19 protein-coding genes are annotated in these 17,631 nt (G+C 64.2%); 4 read left to right on the plus strand and 15 right to left on the minus strand.

Annotation, left to right across the window (positions count from 1 at the left end; genetic code table 11):
- Positions 1-2 precede the first annotated feature (2 nt).
- From B1790_RS04045 to B1790_RS04085, 9 genes are all read right to left on the minus strand, one after another.
- Positions 3-1,478 carry an MCE family protein gene (locus B1790_RS04045; protein ID WP_079921921.1) on the minus strand — a complete coding sequence of 492 codons (1,476 nt, stop codon included), beginning with the start codon at positions 1,476-1,478 and terminating at the stop codon, positions 3-5.
- A gap of 2 nt (positions 1,479-1,480) precedes the next feature.
- On the minus strand, positions 1,481-2,593 hold the full coding sequence (locus tag B1790_RS04050; protein ID WP_198951910.1) for a virulence factor Mce family protein: 1,113 nt from the start codon (positions 2,591-2,593) through the stop codon (positions 1,481-1,483).
- A 23-nt stretch (positions 2,594-2,616) separates the two neighbouring features.
- Positions 2,617-3,954 carry an MCE family protein gene (locus B1790_RS04055; protein WP_079921923.1) on the minus strand — a complete coding sequence of 446 codons (1,338 nt, stop codon included), beginning with the start codon at positions 3,952-3,954 and terminating at the stop codon, positions 2,617-2,619.
- Positions 3,951-5,309: a virulence factor Mce family protein gene (locus B1790_RS04060; protein ID WP_079922004.1), complete on the minus strand. Its 1,359-nt coding sequence runs from the start codon at positions 5,307-5,309 to the stop codon at positions 3,951-3,953. The genes B1790_RS04055 and B1790_RS04060 overlap by 4 nt, the downstream gene beginning before the upstream one ends.
- Positions 5,310-5,335: 26 nt before the next feature.
- Positions 5,336-6,364: an MCE family protein gene (locus B1790_RS04065; RefSeq protein ID WP_079921924.1), complete on the minus strand. Its 1,029-nt coding sequence runs from the start codon at positions 6,362-6,364 to the stop codon at positions 5,336-5,338.
- 55 nt (positions 6,365-6,419) lie between these two features.
- Complete coding sequence (locus tag B1790_RS04070; protein ID WP_079921925.1) at positions 6,420-7,883, minus strand: MCE family protein; 1,464 nt, start codon at positions 7,881-7,883, stop codon at positions 6,420-6,422.
- Between the two features lie 2 nt (positions 7,884-7,885).
- Positions 7,886-8,743 carry an ABC transporter permease gene (locus B1790_RS04075; RefSeq protein ID WP_079921926.1) on the minus strand — a complete coding sequence of 286 codons (858 nt, stop codon included), beginning with the start codon at positions 8,741-8,743 and terminating at the stop codon, positions 7,886-7,888.
- On the minus strand, positions 8,740-9,450 hold the full coding sequence (locus tag B1790_RS04080; RefSeq protein WP_369832281.1) for an MlaE family ABC transporter permease: 711 nt from the start codon (positions 9,448-9,450) through the stop codon (positions 8,740-8,742). Before B1790_RS04080 ends, B1790_RS04075 begins: the two co-directional genes overlap by 4 nt.
- A gap of 446 nt (positions 9,451-9,896) precedes the next feature.
- Positions 9,897-10,079, minus strand: a complete 183-nt coding sequence (locus tag B1790_RS04085; RefSeq protein ID WP_079921928.1) for a type II toxin-antitoxin system Phd/YefM family antitoxin — start codon at positions 10,077-10,079, stop codon at positions 9,897-9,899.
- 251 nt (positions 10,080-10,330) lie between these two features.
- On the opposite strand from B1790_RS04085, the gene B1790_RS04090 reads away from it, so the two are divergent.
- Together B1790_RS04090 and B1790_RS04095 are read left to right on the plus strand one after the other, a co-directional pair.
- Positions 10,331-11,545 (plus strand): CoA transferase, encoded by a 1,215-nt coding sequence (locus B1790_RS04090; protein ID WP_079922005.1) that lies wholly within the window; start codon positions 10,331-10,333, stop codon positions 11,543-11,545.
- A 67-nt stretch (positions 11,546-11,612) separates the two neighbouring features.
- Positions 11,613-12,284, plus strand: a complete 672-nt coding sequence (locus B1790_RS04095) for a TetR/AcrR family transcriptional regulator (protein ID WP_079921929.1) — start codon at positions 11,613-11,615, stop codon at positions 12,282-12,284.
- A 20-nt stretch (positions 12,285-12,304) separates the two neighbouring features.
- On the opposite strand, the gene B1790_RS04100 is transcribed toward B1790_RS04095, so the two are convergent.
- Complete coding sequence (locus B1790_RS04100; RefSeq protein ID WP_079921930.1) at positions 12,305-12,628, minus strand: NIPSNAP family protein; 324 nt, start codon at positions 12,626-12,628, stop codon at positions 12,305-12,307.
- A 2-nt stretch (positions 12,629-12,630) separates the two neighbouring features.
- Positions 12,631-13,659 (minus strand): quinone oxidoreductase, encoded by a 1,029-nt coding sequence (locus B1790_RS04105; RefSeq protein ID WP_079921931.1) that lies wholly within the window; start codon positions 13,657-13,659, stop codon positions 12,631-12,633.
- A gap of 96 nt (positions 13,660-13,755) precedes the next feature.
- Here B1790_RS04105 and B1790_RS04110 point away from each other — a divergent pair, with 96 nt between their 5' ends.
- Both B1790_RS04110 and B1790_RS04115 read left to right on the plus strand, forming a co-directional pair.
- Positions 13,756-14,241, plus strand: a complete 486-nt coding sequence (locus tag B1790_RS04110) for a MarR family winged helix-turn-helix transcriptional regulator (protein ID WP_158083749.1) — start codon at positions 13,756-13,758, stop codon at positions 14,239-14,241.
- 85 nt (positions 14,242-14,326) lie between these two features.
- Entirely contained in the window at positions 14,327-15,484 is a 1,158-nt protein-coding gene (locus B1790_RS04115; protein ID WP_079921933.1) for an acyl-CoA dehydrogenase family protein, read from the plus strand.
- A gap of 41 nt (positions 15,485-15,525) precedes the next feature.
- Here the strand turns inward: B1790_RS04115 and B1790_RS04120 are convergent, their stop codons facing one another.
- The 4 genes from B1790_RS04120 to B1790_RS04130 form a co-directional block, all read right to left on the minus strand.
- Positions 15,526-15,834: an alpha/beta fold hydrolase gene (locus B1790_RS04120; RefSeq protein WP_142271021.1), complete on the minus strand. Its 309-nt coding sequence runs from the start codon at positions 15,832-15,834 to the stop codon at positions 15,526-15,528.
- A gap of 168 nt (positions 15,835-16,002) precedes the next feature.
- The gene (locus B1790_RS35605; RefSeq protein WP_255407242.1) at positions 16,003-16,128 is read right to left on the minus strand and encodes a hypothetical protein; all 126 of its coding nucleotides are present in this window, start codon (positions 16,126-16,128) and stop codon (positions 16,003-16,005) included.
- Positions 16,125-17,375 carry an NAD(P)/FAD-dependent oxidoreductase gene (locus B1790_RS04125; protein ID WP_079921935.1) on the minus strand — a complete coding sequence of 417 codons (1,251 nt, stop codon included), beginning with the start codon at positions 17,373-17,375 and terminating at the stop codon, positions 16,125-16,127. The genes B1790_RS35605 and B1790_RS04125 overlap by 4 nt, the downstream gene beginning before the upstream one ends.
- A complete protein-coding gene (locus B1790_RS04130) occupies positions 17,376-17,567 on the minus strand; it encodes a ferredoxin (RefSeq protein WP_079922006.1) in 192 nt (63 codons plus the stop codon). It lies immediately after the preceding gene.
- Positions 17,568-17,631 lie beyond the last annotated feature (64 nt).

A 17,631-nucleotide genomic window follows, 5' to 3' on the forward strand; every position in this document is an offset into this window, starting at 1 on the left:
GGTCACTGTCCCTTCGGTGGCAACATCATGTCTTGCCACGATTGGTTCTGGTTGGCGTCACGGGCCAGGTCGGTCTGCCGATAGGTGTGCCCGTCGGGTCCCACGTAGGTGCCGGTATTGGGGTCGTACTGCGCGATGGCAATGGGTGGAGACGGTGCTGCGGGCGGCGCGGCGGCCGGAGGCGCAGGGGCGGCCTCTGGTGCACCCGGCGGAAGCTGCGGAATGGCCTGCCCGGACAGGGTGCTGTTGGGGTCGCCCTTCCAGTTGTAGCCATCGTTGAGCGGGACGTAGTTCTCGTCGCTCTCGCACATCGCGACGGTTGGTGCACGCTTGCCGGGCTTGGTCTCGCACGGGATGTTGCGGGCCCCGCGGACGTTGAACGGTGAGTCCTGGGGTACCCGGCAGTACAGGTTTCCTTCGGGCCGCGGCGGATAGTCCACGTCTGAGGGAACCCGTTGCTGTTGTGGCGGAAGGAATCCGGTCAAACATGCGGGCGGCAGGTTGAGGTTCAGGTTGAACGACAGGAAGCCGCCCTTGTACGGCTGCTTGGTGTTCCTGTTGGCCAGGCCTGCGCCCTGCAGAATCGAGATGCCCTGCGGCAGGAGAACCAGGAGTTGTTCGAGGTTCGCGTTGTAGGCGATGCCGATCTGATCGAGACCCACCAGGTTCTGCAGCAACACGGGCAGCGACGGTTGGAGTCGATCGAGAAGGGCGCGGCTAGCGTCGGCCGCCGCGGGCCCGTCGGTCAGCACCTTCGACACCGCGGCGTCTTGGGTCTTGAGTTCCCCCGTCACGGTGGCGATGTTGGCCGCCCATGCTGCGATGGAGTCCGACGTGTTGGTCTGCGAGTCCAGCACGGGCTGTGACTGGTCGGTCAGGGTGACCAAGGCGTCGAGATTCTTGCGCGCGTCGACGGCCAGCGACGTGGTGCCCTTGACCAACCGGGACAACTCAGGACCGAGTCCACCGACCGCGGTGTAACCCTCGTCGATCACCGTCTTGAGATTGTCGTGCGGGATGGCTTGGATGCCCCGATTCGTCGCGGCGAGAAGGGAGTTGACGTCGGGGGGTACGGAGGCTCGGTCCTCACCGATGACGTCACCCTCCTTCAGCACCGGTCCGTTGGCGCTACGGGGCAGCAGGGCGACGAACTGCTCACCGACCGCGGTTTGACTGTGTACCTGGGCCTCCAGGTCCGCGGGAATCGGCACGCCGGACTTCAGTGACAGGACGGCGTTCACCCCGGTGTCGGTGAGGTCGACGCTCTCGACCCGGCCCACCTCGGTACCTCGGTAGGTCACGTTGCCGCTGGAGTAGAGGCCCGCCGCGACGGGCAACTGCAGCGTCACCCGGTAGTGCCCGATGCCAAACAGAAAGTTCGGAAGCCCCATGTAGTGAAACGCCATCACCGACACGGCAACCAGGGTGCCGGTGGTGAAGACCGCCATCTGGACGACGACTCGTCTGGGCAAGTACATGCCTAAGACCCCTGATCGGTGCGGTAGGGAACCACCAGCGGGTTGGCCGCGGTGTAGGGACTTGGTAGTTGGCCGATGGTGCGGCCCCACTGCAACTCGAGCTCGGTGAGGTTGCCTTCGAACCGAGTTCCGGTGAAGAACGACGAGTCGAGCCTGCTCAACGTCAAGTCGATGACGGCGGTCAGGTTGGCGTAGTCACCCCGCATCCACTTGGTGAGTTGTTCCTTGGGGAACGGGTAGGTGGGCAGCACGCTCAGGGCGCGCGTCAGTGCGGGGCCCGCGTCGGCCAACGACTTGAGTACCGGGGCGACGTCGGAGAGCTCACGTACCAGAGCGGTCTTCGTCTGGTCTATCGAGTCGCTGGCCAGCGCCGAGAACTGTCCCAGCTTGGTGACGGCGTCGGCGATGTTGGTGCGTTGATCGTTGAGCACCGCGAGTGCGTCGGGAATGGTCTTCAGGGCTCTGTCGACGACCGGCTTCTGCTCGGCGATCTGACCGACCAGGTTGTTGAGACTGTCTGCGGCGGCGATGATGTCGTCTTTTTGATCGTTCAGGTAGCCGACGTAGGTGTCGAGTTGGACGATCAGGCTGCGCAGGTCGTCGGCCCGGCCGGCGAACGCCGTGCTGAATGCCTCGGTGATGTCTTGGATTTGGCCTACTCCCCCACCGTTGAGCACCATCGAGATCGCGGCCAGCGTCTGCTCGGTGCTGGGGAATACTCCGGCCGACGACAACGGGATCAGCGATCCGTCGTGCAGTTTGCCTTCTGGTGGGGCGTCGGTCGGTGGGGCGAGTTCGATGTGCAGGGAACCGAAGAGGCTGGTTTGACCCAACTTGACCGTTGCATTGGCGGGGAGGTTCACGTCGCCGTCGATGGACATGGTCAGCAGTGCATGCCAACCCTGCATCTCCACGTCGGTGACGTTGCCCACCGTCACGTCCCCCACCCGAACCCTCGAATTGGGCTGCAGGTTGGTGACATTGGGCAGCTCGGCCTTGACGGTATAGGAGCCCGGCCCGCCACCGGCGGTGCCGGGAAGCGGCAGGGAGTTCAACCCATGCCATCCGCAGCCCGACGAGGCAGCGACTGTGACCGCGAGAACCGTTGTGCCGATTGCCCTCTTGAGACCGGGGACGTTCACTGGCCACCTCCGGGAGGAACCATCATTCCGGTCAAGCCGGCCGAGGGATCCGTCTGCACGGGTTGCGCCGGGAGAGGCGCTTCTGCGGCGAGGGGTGGCTGGGTGGCACCGGATGGCGGCACGTCCGTCGCTGGCGGTGCAGCCGGGGGCGGGGCCTGGGGTGGCACGTAGTCCGGACGCATCCAGTCCTCGCTGTAGGTGACCTCGTTCGGCCGTGCGATGGTGCCGACGAGCGGGTTCAGCCCAAGCGGCGGGAAGTTGTACTGGCGGTTCTTGATGATGGGAGCCAGGTACTGGGCACACAGCTTCGCGGATTGCTCGGCGCCCATCCGCGAGGCTGCCTGAATTGCGCCGCACAGGAACGTAATTGGGTTCTGGAAGTTGTTGACCGACAACGCTCCCGTCAGAGTGCCCTGGGCCGGCTGGTAGATGTTCATGAAGTTCTGCAACGTTGGCGGCGCGACGTGGAGCACCTCCTTGATGTCGGGAATGCTGTCGTGCAAGGCCTGTGACACCGACGCGAGCTTGTCCGCGGTGATGCCAAGGGATTCACGGTTGTCGTTGACGAAGCCGGTCAGCTGCCCGGCCAGATCACCGAGGTCGCGCACGGCGTTACCCACTTCATTGGGATCGTTGGCGACGAGGTTGCTGACGGATGCGAGATTCTGGTTCAGCTGGGCGAGCAGAGTGCTGGAACCCTGCAGTGCCGACACCAGAAGGGACAGGTTCTTCAGGGTCGCGAAGAGATCATTGCTGTGGTCTCCGAGTGCCGAGATCGCCTGAGAGCTCTTGATGATCGTGTCCCTGATGGACGCGCCTTGTCCGCGCAGGTTGTCGGCGGTGGTGTTGACCAATGCGCCGAGCGGGCTGACACCACCCGGCTGAGTCGGTTGCAGAGCCTCGTTGAGTTTCTGCAACTGCTGCCGAAAGTCGTCGAACTCCACGGGTACCGCCGTGCGGTCTCGGCCAATGACGGCGTTGTCGGCCATCGCCGGGCCCGAGGTGTAGGGCGGAGTCAGCTGGATGGCTCGCGAGGTCACCAGCGACGGCGACAGGATGACCGCCTTGGCGTCGGCCGGGACCTTGTACTTGTCGTCCAACCAGAAACTGATCTTGACTTGAAGCGGTTGCGGTTCGATCTTGTCGATCACGCCGACCGGCACACCCACGATCCGCACTTCGTCACCGACGAAGATGCCGTTGCTGTTGTCGAAATAGGCCACCAGATGGGTGCGGCCGATACCGGCGCCGTCGCGCAGGACCACGCCGATTCCGGCGATCAAGGCGACGACGAGGACGGCAGCTAACCCAATGCGGGTGGTGCGGGTGCTCATTGGCCAGCCTCCGGGTTGGTCGGATCAACCGGACCTGGTGAGGCGGGCACCTCACCCGGTGCCAGTTGCAACACGGGAGTGGGGCCGGGAGTCGGCGCGACGTCAGCAGGCGGGCCGGGCGGTGGACCGCCTGGCGCTGGTGCGGGTCCCGGATCGCGGTAGGGATAGCAGCCGGTCGGACCGGGCAGCGGCAGGCCGGGAGGTCCACAACCGGGGTCTCCTGGGTTGCCGGTGATCGCATCGGGCAGGTTCAGTCTCGGATCCCCACCCTGGCCGGTCCTCGGGTACGGGACGGGCAGCGGCGGAGTGCCCGGCTGGCCGACCTGCGGGTCGACCCGTTCCGATGGCAGGAGGGTGTTGGGATCGACGCCGAGATCGGAGAACGCGGCGTCGACGAACGGCTGTACGAACTGGCCAGGTAGGAGGTTGGCGAGGTAGGCCTTGAAGAAGGGGCCCGACCCCACCGACTCCCCGAGAGATGTTGCGTAGTCGCGCAACCCCTTCAAGGCTTCCTGAATCTTGGCCTTCCGATCGTCGACGATCGTCAGCACGCCGTTGAGCCGATCCAGTGCGGGCTTCAGCGTGGTGCGATTGTCGGCGATCAGACCGGTCAGCTGTGTGCTCAGTGCCGAGAAGTTGGACGAGAGCTGGTCCAGCGCGCTGCTCTGACTTTCCAGCTGGATCAGCAGTGCATTGGTGTTCTTGACCAGGCTGACGATCTCATCACTTCGCTCTGCCAGGATGCCAGTGGCCTTGTTGGCGTTGCCCAGCAGCGAGCGCAGCTGATCGTCGCGTTCGTTGAGAGTCTGGGAGAAACGGGCGATTCCATCCAGCGCCTGCTTGAGTTGCGGTGGCGTGTCGGCGAAGGTCTGCGACAGCACGGTCAGCGAGTTGGACAGCTGCTCGGTGTTGAGACCGCTGATGGTCGCCGAGAGATCCCCAAGGGCGTCGGGAAGCTGATACGGAGAGGTGGTGCGCGCCAACGGGATCGTGCCGTCTTGGGTGCCGTCGCCGCGAGGAGTCACCTCGAGCACCTTGGAGCCGAGGAGCGCCTTGGTCTTGATCGCAGCCTCCGAACGGTCACCGATGCGGATGTCACCGTCGACGTCGAAGGTGATCAGGGCGTGCGAGTCTGCCAACGAGATGCTCTTGACCTCGCCGACCTTGTATCCCGCGACCTGGACGGCCGCACCGGTCTTCAGTCCACCCGCGTCGGCGAAGTAGGCCGAGTAGGTGTGTCCCCTGGCGAACGAGAGCAGATCTCGGAACTGAAGCGCCCCGATGACCATGGCCGCGAGCACGACTGCACCGATGACGCCGAGCACGACGGGGTTGCGCTCGGTAAAGGGCTTGATGGGTTCCCGATTTCCAAAGGGTCTCTTCATCGTGGTGTGCACCTGCCCGAATCTTGGCCGGCCAGTTTGACGTACACGGGTTGTCCACCCTTTCCGTTGACCTTGAGGACGAGGTCACAGATGTAGAAGCTGAAGTAGTCACCGGTCAGTGCCTGACGGCCGAGCACCTTGTACGCGTCGGGCAGCGTGTTGAGGAGATCGTCGAAGTAGTCCTTGTCGTTGAGGACCTGGGTGGCGACGCGGTCGGTCTGGGTCACCGTCTCCTTCAATGGCGGACGGGCTTGGGCGAGGAGGTCGGCGATGGACCCGGACGCGGCGTTGGCGTAGGCCAGCCCGTTGGCAAGGTCCTTCTTGCGGTCCGCAAGGCCCTTCACCAAGGAGGACAGCGAGTCGACGGTCTTGGCGAACTGGTCGCCCTGACCAGCAAGTGAACCGAGCACGGTGTTGAGGTTCACGACGACCTGCCCGATCAGCTGGTCACGATCGGCCAGTGTGCTGGTCAGTGCGGCAGTTTGAGTGAGGAAGGAGCCGACTGTCGCGCCTTGGCCTTGGAAGGCCGAGATCAGCTCACCGGACAGCGCGTTGACCTGATCGGGATCGAGCGCACGGAACAACGGCCGGAAGCCGCCGATCAGCGCATCCAGGTCAAGGGCGGGGCTGGTGTGGTCCACCCCGATGGTGGCGTCCGCGGGCAACCTCTTGATTCCGCCTGCGCCCTCGAGCAATTCGAGGTACCGCCCGCCGATCAGGTTGTCGTAGCGGATGGCGGCGCGGCTGCCCTCGGTCAGTATCACCCGATCGTTGGCGCTGAACTGGACCGATGCGGTGTTGTCCTGGTTGACCGAAATGTGGGTGACCTTGCCGACTTCCACGCCGGCAACTCGCACGAAGTTGCCGTCGGCCAGCCCACTGACGTTGGTGAACACCGCGGTGTAGGACTTGCCGTCCTCGAACCGGAACTGTGCGTAGATCGCCAGTAGCGCAAAGGTTCCCAACACGCACACCACGACGAAGACGATGAGCCGTACGACGGCGCCAGACAGGTCGTCCTTCATTTCATCCTTCCTCTGTGCGCTGTGACGGGGGACGTCATGACGATGTTCGGGGTGTTCACGGTGATGGTGCCGCCGGTACCGGAATCGGGGTCGCCGGCGGATTGGGTTGTACGTCAGCTGGGTTCGGCACCACGAACGGCTCGGTTCCGGGCGGTGGCGGCCCCGGCTCCCTCGGTAGGCCCGGCGGCGGTGCCGGTGGCAGTCCCGGATAGAGCGGGGTGCCATCCGGGGCGTACTCGGGCGCGCCGTACGCCGGAGCGCCCGGGTAGGGAATCGGGCCTGGAGCAGGACCGCGGTCCTGTCCGCGCAGTGTCGGCGGCCGTGGGGTGCCCCGCGTGGTCGGGAAGAAATCGGTGTAGAAGGGGCGTCCGATGCCGGGGTTGGGCCGGATGTCCACTCCGGTACCCCACCCGGTGTTGGTGATGAGGTCTCGGACGGGGAAGTTCTTCGCAACGTCAGGCAGCGACCCGCAGCCCGGCCGTCCGCCGGGACCGCCCTTCGCACCGATGATCGTCAGATTGTCGGGATACCGGTACTGATCCTTACCAAACAGCAATGCGGCGTCGACGACGAGCGACTTGCCGTTGTCACCGCCGGTAATGCCGGGATAGCCGGTGTCGAGCAGAGTCTTCGCGCCGAGCAGCAAGCACGTGTAGGAGGGGTTGTACTTGTTCAGCAGCGACGTCGTCGTCTGCAGATCGTTGATCGCGCGAATGAAGTTGTCCTTGTTGGGCGCAAGCAAATTGGTCCCGCTGTTGGCAAACCCCGTGATGTTCAACAGCAACGCGTCCAACTGCTTGGACTGTCGGCTCACGGTCTCGCTGGTGGTGCTCGCCGAATCCAGGATCTTCAGGATGTTCTGGGCTGCCGCGCTATAGGTGTCGGCAAAACCCTTGAGGGAGCGGAAGTCTGCCCGAATGGTCTCGGACCGCGGGTTCAGTTGAAGCAAGACCTCGTTGAGCCCGGTGGTGGCCTCACCAATGCGCTCGCCCTGACCACGGACGCCTTGAGCCAGCGCCGACAGAATGGAGTTGAGCTTCGCGGGATCGACCTGATTGAGCAGACCCACCAGGTTCTCGAACACCGTGTTCACTTCGGTGGCGACGTTGCTCGACTGCAGAACCGCACCCGAGGCCAGGCGCTTGGCACTGGGATCGGACGGATACATCAGTTCCACGTACTTGGCGCCAAAGATGGTGGTGGCCTGGATGCGGGCCTGCACGTTGGCTGGAATGAACTGCAGTTGATCGGGAAACAGATTGAGCTTCAACCGAACCGGGGTGTTGCCACCGGCGATGGTGCCGACCTCGCCGACCTGCACACCGCGCAGCTTGACCTTCGCACCAACCTCCATCACCAGTCCGGACCGGTCCGAGACCAGGGTCACCGGAACGAAGGAACTGAAGCTCTTGTTGAATGCGCCCATCGTTGCGTACACGAACGCAGCGACCACGACGACCATTGCCAGCGCCGACCACAACCGCCCCTTGCGGCTTTCGCCCCACTCTCTCGCCGCCATGCTCAGCCCGCCAGATTGAAGTGGCCGGTCTGGCCATAGATGGCCAGCGAAACGAACAGCACCACGACAGAGGCGGTGATCATCGAGGTGCGCACGGCTCGACCAACGGCCTCACCGACCCCGGCGGGACCACCTGATGCCGTATAGCCGTAATAGGTGTGCACCAGCATGATCACCACCGCCATTACGAGTGCGAGCACGAAGGACCACAACAGATCCGTCGTGGAGAGGAAGGTGTAGAAGTAGTGGTCGTAGACACCGCTGGACTGCCCGTAGTACACCGTGGTGCCGAATCGAGCGGCGAAGAACGACGTCATTACTGCCACGCAATAGACCGGGATGACGACCACTACGCCCGCTGCCACCCGCGTCGACGCCAGGTACGCCACCGAACGGATGCCCATCACCTCCAGCGCGTCGATCTCCTCGCTGATCCTCATCGCACCGATCTGCGCGGTCGCGCCGGCACCGATGGTGGCTGCCATGGCAATGCCAGCCGTCAGAGGCGCGATGAGGCGAACGTTGAAGAATGCCGAGGCGAAGCCGATCAATGCCTCGACGCCCACTTGGGAGAACTGGTTGTAGCCCTGCACCGCGACCAGTGCACCGGTCGACAGCGTCAGGAACCCCACGATCGCGGTAGTGCCACCGATCATCACCAGGGCACCCGTACCGAGGCTCATCTGGGCGATCAACCGGATCAGTTCGCCGGCGTATCGGGTGACCGCCTCACCGATGGAGATGACCGTCTTGGCGTAGAACTGCGCTTGGCCGCCCAGCCGTTCGAGGCTGCCGACGATTCCCCGGCCAAACCTGAAGATGCGTGGACGCCTCTGCGCCACAAGCGATTTGGAACTCATGGCGTCACCTGGAAGCCCACGGCGGTGACGATCACGTTTATCACGAACAAGGCGACGAAGGAGAACACCACTGTCTCGTTGACCGCGTTGCCCACACCCGCCGGACCGCCACCCACCGACGTACCCATGTAGCAGGCGATCAGGCCGGCGGTCAGGCCGAACAGCGTCGCCTTGACCAGTGCGACCAGGACGTCGGTCACTCCCGTGATCAGTGTCATCCCGGCGACGAACGCGCCGGGCGTGACGTGCTGGAAGTACACCGAGAAGAAGAATCCACCAGCTAGCCCGACGAGGATCACCAGCGAGGAGAGAAGCAACGCAACGGTGGTCGCCGCGAGCACTCGCGGCACCACCAGCGTCTGAATCGGGTTGATGCCCATCACGCGTAGTGCGTCGAGCTCCTCACGAATCGTGCGGGCGCCCAGGTCGGCGCACATCGACGTCGCCCCGGCACCGGCCACCACCAACACGGTCACGATCGGCCCCGTTTGGTTCACAGTCCCCAGCGACGCGCCCGTCCCCGAGAAGTCAGCGGCCCCGAACTCCACCAGCAGCACGTTGAACGTGAACACGGTCAAGACGGTGAAGGGAATGGACAACATCAACGTTGGCACCAGGGAGACCCGCGCGACGAACCATGTCTGCAGCAGGTACTCCCGCCAGGCGAATGGGCGTCGGAACATGCACACGAACGTGTCCAGCGCCATTGCAAAGAAGCCACCGAGCCCCTTGAAGGGCTTGGCAAGGATCCCGGTCGACACCACTTAACGCACCGTCCGACGCGTCGGTACGGACCGGGTCTCGCGGCCCTCGACGACCCCGACTGCCCGCCTCGAACTCACTGTCAATGGCATCAACCGACCATGTCCCTCTCCGGTTACGTAGGCGGGTGGCCTCGGATCTAGTGATCCGGCTCACTCACCGATTCGAAAGTAAACTAAAAAACAGCGCAGAAGGCAAGTACGGGCAAATCCGTACCCGAAGTCCGTATTTGAAGCCGAATCTGACGATCCCGTCAGCCGGGTCCCACGCGGGTGATAATCCGAACCGTATCGAAATACGTTGCCTTAGAACGCTTCTTGCACAGTGGTGGCGCCAATGCGGAATCCCCGAACGGCCACCAAAGTTGGCCGAACTCCGCGAACCTGGATGATTAGTGCAGCGAACGATCCTCGCCGGCTGCGTCGACACCCTCGACTTCATCGTCGGCCAGGGGGGTGATCCGCGCGACGAGTCGACCGCGCCGAACCACGTCGAATGACTCGCCGGCGGCTACGCGGTCGAAGTAGTAGGAAGCGCTGTTGCGAAGCTGACCGAGACCGATCGCCTGCCTCATCCCGCCACCCACCTGCCCGAGGTCGTCTGAGTTACGCTCCAGCCCAGCATGTTTCGAAAGCGATCGCCCGCACTGCCAGCGATTTAACGAGGAATAGAAACCTGCTCAGGTTAGCGGCACGCCTGTCAGGCGTCAAGGGTCGATCGGGCCGTCCTACCCGGCCCAGCCGCGCACCCGCCGCGCGAATTTTCTACGTTAGATTATGAATATCCCCGTACTTCAGGAGTTGGACCGTGCCTACCGTTCCCACCGTGCCCACCTCGACCCGACCCCTCGACGGGGTACGGGTCGTGGAAGTCTCGAGCTTCGTAGCCGTTCCCTTGGCCGGCATGACCCTCGCCCAACTCGGGTGTGAGGTCGTCCGCGTCGACCCGGTCGGCGGAGCCGCCGACTACCGGCGTTGGCCCTTGACCCCCGGCGGGACCAGCATCTATTGGGCCGGGCTCAACAAGGGCAAGCGGTCGGTCGCGGTCGATCTGCGGGCGCCCGACGGTCAGGAACTCGTACGGCGACTGGTCGCAGAGAGCGGGCCGCACGGCGGCATCTTGATCACCAACGTGGTGGGCCGGGACTGGCTCTCCTACGACGCGCTGCACGCCGTGCGCCCCGACCTGATCCACCTGGAGGTATCGGGACGCGCAGACGGCGGTACCGGCGTCGACTACACCGTGAACGCCGGGGTGGGCTTTCCCCTCATCACCGGACACCCATCGCAACCCGGGCCGGTCAACCACGTGCTGCCGGCGTGGGACGTCACATGCGGTCTCTACGCTGCGCTGGCAATCACGGCGGCGGTGCGTCATCGGGATGCGACAGGCCAGGGCAGCAGGATTCGGCTGCCGCTGGAGGACGTCGCGCTCGCCACGGCGAGCAATCTGGGCTTCCTCACCGAGCCGATGGTCAACGGCACGCAGCGGCAACGGCTCGGCAACGCGATCTACGGCCAGTACGGCCAAGACTTCGTCAGCCGCGACGGGGCGTCCTTCATGATCGTCGCCCTCACCGGCCGCCACCTCCGCGACCTCGCAGATGTCACCGGGACAACCACCGCCCTGGCCGAACTCGCCGACACGCTGGGGGCAGACTTCACCGACGAGGGCGATCGCTACCGACACCGGGACGCGCTGACCGGACTGTTCGGCCCGTGGTTCCACGATCACTCGGCCGAACAGATCGCCGCCGGCTTGTCGTCGACGTCGGTGCTCTGGGAGCGCTATCGCACCTTCGAGGAGACAGCCGTCGACCCCCGAGTGACCGAGAGTCCGTTGTTCGCCAAGGTAAATCAACCACACGTCGGGGAGTACCTCGCCGCCGGCCTGCCGATGTCCGTCGACGGTACGCACGTTCCCGCGGCACCCGCTCCCACACTCGGCGACGACACCGCCGACGTACTCGCGGAGCGACTGACCATGTCGCCGGAACACGTCAGGCGACTCCACCAATCTGGCATCGTGGCAAGCTCTTAGACGGACGCGTCGTCGCTGCCGTCCACTCTTGCACCACTCCTGCGCCGACGCTGGGTAACATCACCCCATGGCACGGGCGAAGGACAAGGGCACTGCTGCTGCCGCATCGTCCGAGGGCGACGGTGAATCAGATTCGAAGTCGGCCCTGACCCGACGTCGAATACTCGATGCCGCCGCATACGTTCTCAGCATCAAGGGCTACGGCGGATTGAGGCTGACGGAGGTCGCCGCCCAGGCCGAGATCCAGGCCCCTGCCATCTACTACTACTTCCCGTCCCGTGACGACCTCATCGAAGAGGTGATGTGGGCGGGCATCGCCGACATGCGCGAGCATCTTGCGCTGATTCTGGACTCGCTGCCGGTCGGCACGCCTGCCCTCGACCGGCTGTTGGCCGCGGTCGAAGCCCATCTGCGGCATGCGCTCGAGATCTCGGACTACACGACGGCGTCCATCCGCAACGCGGGCCAGGTGCCGGACACCATCCGCAAGCGTCAGATTCGTGAAGAGGAACGCTACGGCGAGATCTGGCGGGGGTTGGTCAACGACCTCGCCAGGGCTGGCGGCCTACGCGATGACCTCGACCTCTACATCGCTCAGATGCTCGTCCTCGGCGCCTTGAACTGGACCGTCGAATGGTGGGATCCCCGCCGCGGTTCGGTCGACGCCGTGGTTGCCAACGCCCAATCCCTGGTACGCCACGGGCTGTCCCCCGCGACTGCCGGCCGCCGCAAGAAGTAGCTGCTCACCACCGCGGCTGGTCAGGTCAATGGCGAGCCTGTGCTGGGATCGAGTCGGGTCGCCGTCACGCCCATGATGCACGTCGGATCCATCCCCTCCATGTCCCGATGGAAGCCGGGACTCTGCATGTACGCCTTCTCGAGTGACTCGAGATCGGCACCGTCGGGATAGGACGCGAGTACGTATAGCCGGTGGTCGGTTTCGTCTGGGCTGGTCCATATGCCGTGCAGGGTGATGCCGAACTCCCCCGCGGTGCTGAGATGTCGAGGATAGATCTCGTCCTTGTAGGTCCGTAGCGCTTGCGCGTCCCTCAACGTGTATGTGCGCCACTGATAGACGCTCATGGCTATTGTTCTTCCCACGGCAGCAGCACGCACTTGCCCGTCGACTGCCGATCTTCGATGAGCCGGTGCGCCGCAGCCGCTTGCGACAACGGCAGCTGTGCCCCGAGTTCGATGCGGAGTCGCTTCTTCGCCACATGTTCTGCGAGTTCGGCTACTGCAGCAGCTATTTCACGTCTGTCACCGCTGAGATAGGGGTAAAGACTGAAGAATCCCAGTGTCTGATTGCCGAACAACCGTCCGGCCGCAAACTCCGCATCGAAGTCGATGACGGGAGTCGTCTTGTCGGCCCCGCCGTACGCGCTCAGTCGACCGAACGGCGCCAGTGACGCAATCGATTGGGTGAACGAGTCTCCGCCAACGTTGACCAACGCAGCATCCACGCCGCGGCCGTCGGTCGCCGCCAACACCTCAGCACCCCAATGGGGTCGGGTGTAGTCGATGCACGCATCAGCACCTAGTTCCGAGACCCATCGCCGCTTCGCCGCCGTGCTTGCCGCACCGATAACATTTCGTGCGCCACGGAGCTTGGCAAGCTGTACCGCCATCGAGCCCAAACCTCCTGCGGCAGCAAGAATTAGCACGGATTCGCCGGCTGCGAGGCGGACACCATCGCGAAGCAGGAAGTGGGCAGTCACGCCTTGGACCAACAACGCAGTGCTCTCGGCGTACCCCAACTCGGGCGGTAACGGATACACCGCGTCTGCTGTCGCGACCACGTATTGCGCGTAGGCGGCGGGTTCGGCTCCCGAGAGGAATCCGAACACGCGATCTCCGACCGCCACGCTGGAGACACCCTCGCCGACCGCCTCCACACTGCCGGCGAACTCAGCCCCCAACAGGTGAGGCAGCGGAGGCTGAAATGGATAGTTGTTTCGTCGTTGATCGATGTCGGCGAAGTTGATTCCCGCAGCCTCGTTGCGGATGAGCACCTGCCCGGGACCCGCCCTTGGGATGGGAACGTCCTCGTAGACGAGGCACTCCGGCGGACCGTACCGATGGATCCGGATCGCCTTCATGGTGTCGCTGCTCATCGTCGCCTCCGCCGTAATCTAAATTAGTGGGTGTGACCAAACTATAGACACATTAGTTTGGTTATGCCAACTACTAATCCTGGAAGCACAGTCGACATGCCGAAGCAGGAACCGCCCGCTCAACGCATCCATCCAGCGATGGTGAAGCTGATCCACGAGATGAGCCGCCCCGAAACACGTACCAAGCTGCTCGGCGAGGCCGGGCGCGACCTGACACCCATCGACGTCGACCTGCTGCGGGCCATCATCGCAAGGGGGCCGGTGCGGGCGACCGACCTGTCCGACTCGCAGGCCGTCGACAAGTCGACCATCACCCCACAGATTCGTCGACTCGAGCGTCGCGAGTTGGTCACGCGGCAAACGGATCCCACCGATCGCCGGGCCGTCCTGCTGACTGCAACCGATTTGGGTCTCCAGACCTGTCAGCGGATGGACTCCGCTGGCACCGAAGTCATCGAAACCGCACTAAGTCAGTGGCCCAAGCAGGAGCAAGCCTTGTTCGCCACACTGTTTTGCCGTTTCGTCGACGACCTCGACGATCAGCCAGCCAAGGAGAGGGTTCGACCGCACATTGATCCCTAGTTTAATCTGTGTTAAAAACTAGGTTGAGCATTCCGCACCACCGCCGTCGAGCACGTCGTGCTGACGCAACGCCAGGAAGGGCGACATGACAACAGCATTGGGCGTCGAAGAATCCATGCTGGTGGATACCGTCCGCGAGTTCGTCAACCGAGACGTCAAGCCGTCAGTCCGCGAGGTCGAGCACGCCAACGAATATCCAGAGGCGTGGATCGAGCAGATGAAGCGCATCGGGATATACGGGCTGGCCGTTCCCGAGGAGTACGGGGGCACGCCGGTATCGATGCCGTGCTACGTCGACGTAACCCAGGAACTGGCCCGTGGTTGGATGAGCCTGGCCGGCGCCATGGGCGGACATACCGTGGTGGCCAAGCTCATTGGCCTGTTCGGCACCGAGGAACAGAAGCAGGCGTACCTGCCTGCCATGGCCACCGGAGAACTCCGGGCCACCATGGCCCTGACCGAGCCCGGTGGCGGTTCGGACCTGCAGGCCATGACCACGGTCGCGCGAGCAGACGGCGACGACCTGGTGATCAACGGCGCGAAGACATGGATCAGCAACGCGCGCCGCTCGGGCCTCATCGCCTTGCTGTGCAAGACCGATCCGAACGCGACCCCCAAGCACAAGGGCATCTCGGTGCTGCTGGTCGAGCGGGACACTGCCGGCGTGCTCATCTCGCGGGATCTGCCCAAGCTCGGCTACAAGGGCGTCGAGAGCTGCGAACTGGCCTTCGACGACTGCCGCGTGCCTGCATCCTCGATCCTCGGCGGGGAACCCGGCCGAGGCTTCGCTCAGATGATGAAGGGCCTTGAGACCGGCCGCATCCAGGTAGCCGCGAGAGCACTTGGCGTCGCCACGGCCGCCTTGGAGGACGCCCTGGCCTACGCCCAGGACCGCGAGAGCTTTGGCCAGCCCATCTGGAAGCATCAGGCCATCGGGCACTACCTGGCCGACATGGCCACCAAGCTCACGGCCGCACGTCAGCTGACCTATCACGCCGCAGACCGCTATGACAGCGGGGAGCGCTGCGACATGGAGGCCGGGATGGCGAAGCTGTTCGCTTCCGAGGCGGCCATGGAGATCGCCCTGAACGCCGTCCGCATCCACGGCGGCTATGGCTACTCCACCGAATACGACGTCGAGCGATACTTCCGCGACGCACCGCTGATGATCGTCGGCGAGGGTACGAATGAGATTCAGCGCAACGTGATCGCCGCCCAGCTCGTCGCGCGCGGCGGTATCTGACCAACCACTCCGCGGCCCGAATAGTGAAGGGTGCGAGATGATTACGACGTGCGCGGTTCGATCTGATCGACGAACCGTACGATCGCGCCAGCGACGGCTGCAGGATCGTCGATCATGGGCACGTGTCCCACCCCGGCAAGGAACTCCAGCTCGGCACCATCCAGTACCGCGAGCAACGGACGCCCGTAACGGGTGAACGGCAGCGTCCGATCCGACGCTCCCCACACGATGCGGATGGGGCATCGAGCCGAAAGTGGTTGAATGCGGCCGATGGCGCGGGCGCCGTCGAGCAGTGAGGACAACACGTCGCACCCGGCCATGTCCTCGAACACCTCTGCCGTCTGCGTCATGCTCAATCGATCGGCGTGCTCTGCCATCGCGCGCCAGATGACCGGCAAGGGTCGGCACCAGCACTCGGTAGCGCGACGTCAACCCGGGAAGCACAGGCTTCGAGATTCGCGCCGATGACGTCGCGCCGCGCAGCAGCACGATCACCGGCTTGGCGCCGCCGACCTCCGTCACACGCGGACCGAGGGTGCCGAGCGGACACCGTCGCGCATCACCTCGGCAAATCCCAACTCAAAGGGGGTCAGCTCACGGGATCCACCCCACCGCAACGGGGTGTCGCGGTGGGCGTCCGTCATTGCACCGCAGCGGCTTTGGCCTCCGCGGCCGCCTTGCGTTTCTCTGCAAAATCCAACGCCTCGGCCCAGGAGGCCCCCTGCGAAATCAATCTGCGGTACTTCATGATCACCGTTTGACCGTTGACCGTGAGCGCACCGACCAGACGGTCCCCTCGCCGGTAGAGCGCGGTCCACCGAGTGTCGAGGTCGGAGTCGAGGTCACCGTCGACCAGTTGCACTTCGTCGCAGTCGGGAACGCCCACGAACTGGATTCTGGAGCCGTACCAATCCGACCAGAAGTACGGCACCGTCCCATACGGTTTGGCATTGTCGGGATCGAGCGCGTTGCGCGCCGCCGCAGCGCCCTGTTCGGCTGCGGCGGTCCAGTTCTCCATACGCTGCCGAACCCCGAACATGGGGTTCATCCAGTTGGCGACGTCGCCAGCCGCATAGACGCCGGGGACGCCCGTCCAGAGGGTCTCGTCGCACACCACCCCGTTGTCCAGCTCGAGACCGGAACCCTCGAGCCAGTCCGTACAAGGCGATACGCCAATGCCCACCACCACGAGGTCGGCGTCGAGGTGGGTGCCGTCGTACAGGACGACGCGCTGGACGCGACCGTCATCGCCTTCGATTCCCTTGACTCCCGTTCCACAGAGCAACGTGGTGCCGTTGCGCTCGTGCAAGGAGGCGATGGCTGCGCCCATCTCGGTACCGGTAGCCCGCACCAGAGGTGTCGGAAGCGCCTCGACCACGGTCACCGAGAGGCCGCGCTTCTGGGCGCTGGCGGCGACTTCGGAGCCGATGAAGCCCGCGCCGATGACGACGGTCCGGGCGCCCGCATCGAGTGCGGTGCGAATGGCGAGTGAATCGTCCAACGTACGCAGACCGTGAACGCCGTCGAGGTGTTCGGTGTCGGGCAGCGTGCGGAGCTTCGAGCCCGTGGCGATGACCAAGGCGTCGAAGGGCACCTCCCGGTCACCGATGAAGACGATCTTGCGCTCGGCATCCAATTTCGTTGCCGGCGAACCAAGTACGAGCTCGACCTGCAACTCGTCGGCGAAGACCTCGGCACTACGAAAGAAGGGGATCGACGTCTCGGCACCAGGTTCGGTGACGTCGAGGAAGTCCTTGGACAACGGCGGGCGGTCATAGGGAAGATGCGGCTCGGCGCCAATCAGGGTGATTGCACCGTCGAAGCCTGTCTTACGCGCCGCCTCGACGGCGCGTAAGCCCGCCAAGGATGCCCCGACCACGACGAGCCGCATTCAGCGCTCGATTCGCAGGGCCTCGGTCGGGCATCCGGCGACGGCTTCCTCGACGGACTGCAGCTCGTCGTCGGTGATGTCCTCCTTGAGGAGGACGAGGTCACCGTCGTCGTTGACCTCGAAGAACTCCGGCGCCATCGACTCGCAGATGCCGAGTCCCGTGCATTTGGCGAAATCGACGGCGACCTTCATGTTCACTCCTCTTGATTGCCCCACCAACTTTATCTAATCAACATTAAAATAATTCGCAGTGGCC

The sequence above is a fragment of the Mycobacterium sp. AT1 genome (assembly GCF_002043095.1).
Classification (GTDB): domain Bacteria; phylum Actinomycetota; class Actinomycetes; order Mycobacteriales; family Mycobacteriaceae; genus Mycobacterium.

Bases quoted from the DNA above. Each gene is read 5' to 3' on its own strand.
- B1790_RS04110 (WP_158083749.1), top strand. From the start codon at position 13,756: ATGCCGAAGCAGGAACCGCCCGCTCAACGCATCCATCCAGCGATGGTG.
- B1790_RS04065 (WP_079921924.1), bottom strand. From the start codon at position 6,364: ATGAAGGACGACCTGTCTGGCGCCGTCGTACGGCTCATCGTCTTCGTC.
- B1790_RS35605 (WP_255407242.1), bottom strand. From the start codon at position 16,128: ATGACGGACGCCCACCGCGACACCCCGTTGCGGTGGGGTGGATCCCGT.
- B1790_RS04070 (WP_079921925.1), bottom strand. From the start codon at position 7,883: ATGGCGGCGAGAGAGTGGGGCGAAAGCCGCAAGGGGCGGTTGTGGTCG.
- B1790_RS04115 (WP_079921933.1), top strand. From the start codon at position 14,327: ATGACAACAGCATTGGGCGTCGAAGAATCCATGCTGGTGGATACCGTC.
- B1790_RS04055 (WP_079921923.1), bottom strand. From the start codon at position 3,954: ATGAGCACCCGCACCACCCGCATTGGGTTAGCTGCCGTCCTCGTCGTC.
- B1790_RS04120 (WP_142271021.1), bottom strand. From the start codon at position 15,834: ATGACGCAGACGGCAGAGGTGTTCGAGGACATGGCCGGGTGCGACGTG.
- B1790_RS04130 (WP_079922006.1), bottom strand. From the start codon at position 17,567: ATGAAGGTCGCCGTCGATTTCGCCAAATGCACGGGACTCGGCATCTGC.
- B1790_RS04095 (WP_079921929.1), top strand. From the start codon at position 11,613: ATGGCACGGGCGAAGGACAAGGGCACTGCTGCTGCCGCATCGTCCGAG.
- B1790_RS04100 (WP_079921930.1), bottom strand. From the start codon at position 12,628: ATGAGCGTCTATCAGTGGCGCACATACACGTTGAGGGACGCGCAAGCG.
- B1790_RS04075 (WP_079921926.1), bottom strand. From the start codon at position 8,743: ATGAGTTCCAAATCGCTTGTGGCGCAGAGGCGTCCACGCATCTTCAGG.
- B1790_RS04085 (WP_079921928.1), bottom strand. From the start codon at position 10,079: ATGAGGCAGGCGATCGGTCTCGGTCAGCTTCGCAACAGCGCTTCCTAC.
- B1790_RS04080 (WP_369832281.1), bottom strand. From the start codon at position 9,450: ATGGCGCTGGACACGTTCGTGTGCATGTTCCGACGCCCATTCGCCTGG.
- B1790_RS04045 (WP_079921921.1), bottom strand. From the start codon at position 1,478: ATGTACTTGCCCAGACGAGTCGTCGTCCAGATGGCGGTCTTCACCACC.
- B1790_RS04105 (WP_079921931.1), bottom strand. From the start codon at position 13,659: ATGAGCAGCGACACCATGAAGGCGATCCGGATCCATCGGTACGGTCCG.
- B1790_RS04125 (WP_079921935.1), bottom strand. From the start codon at position 17,375: ATGCGGCTCGTCGTGGTCGGGGCATCCTTGGCGGGCTTACGCGCCGTC.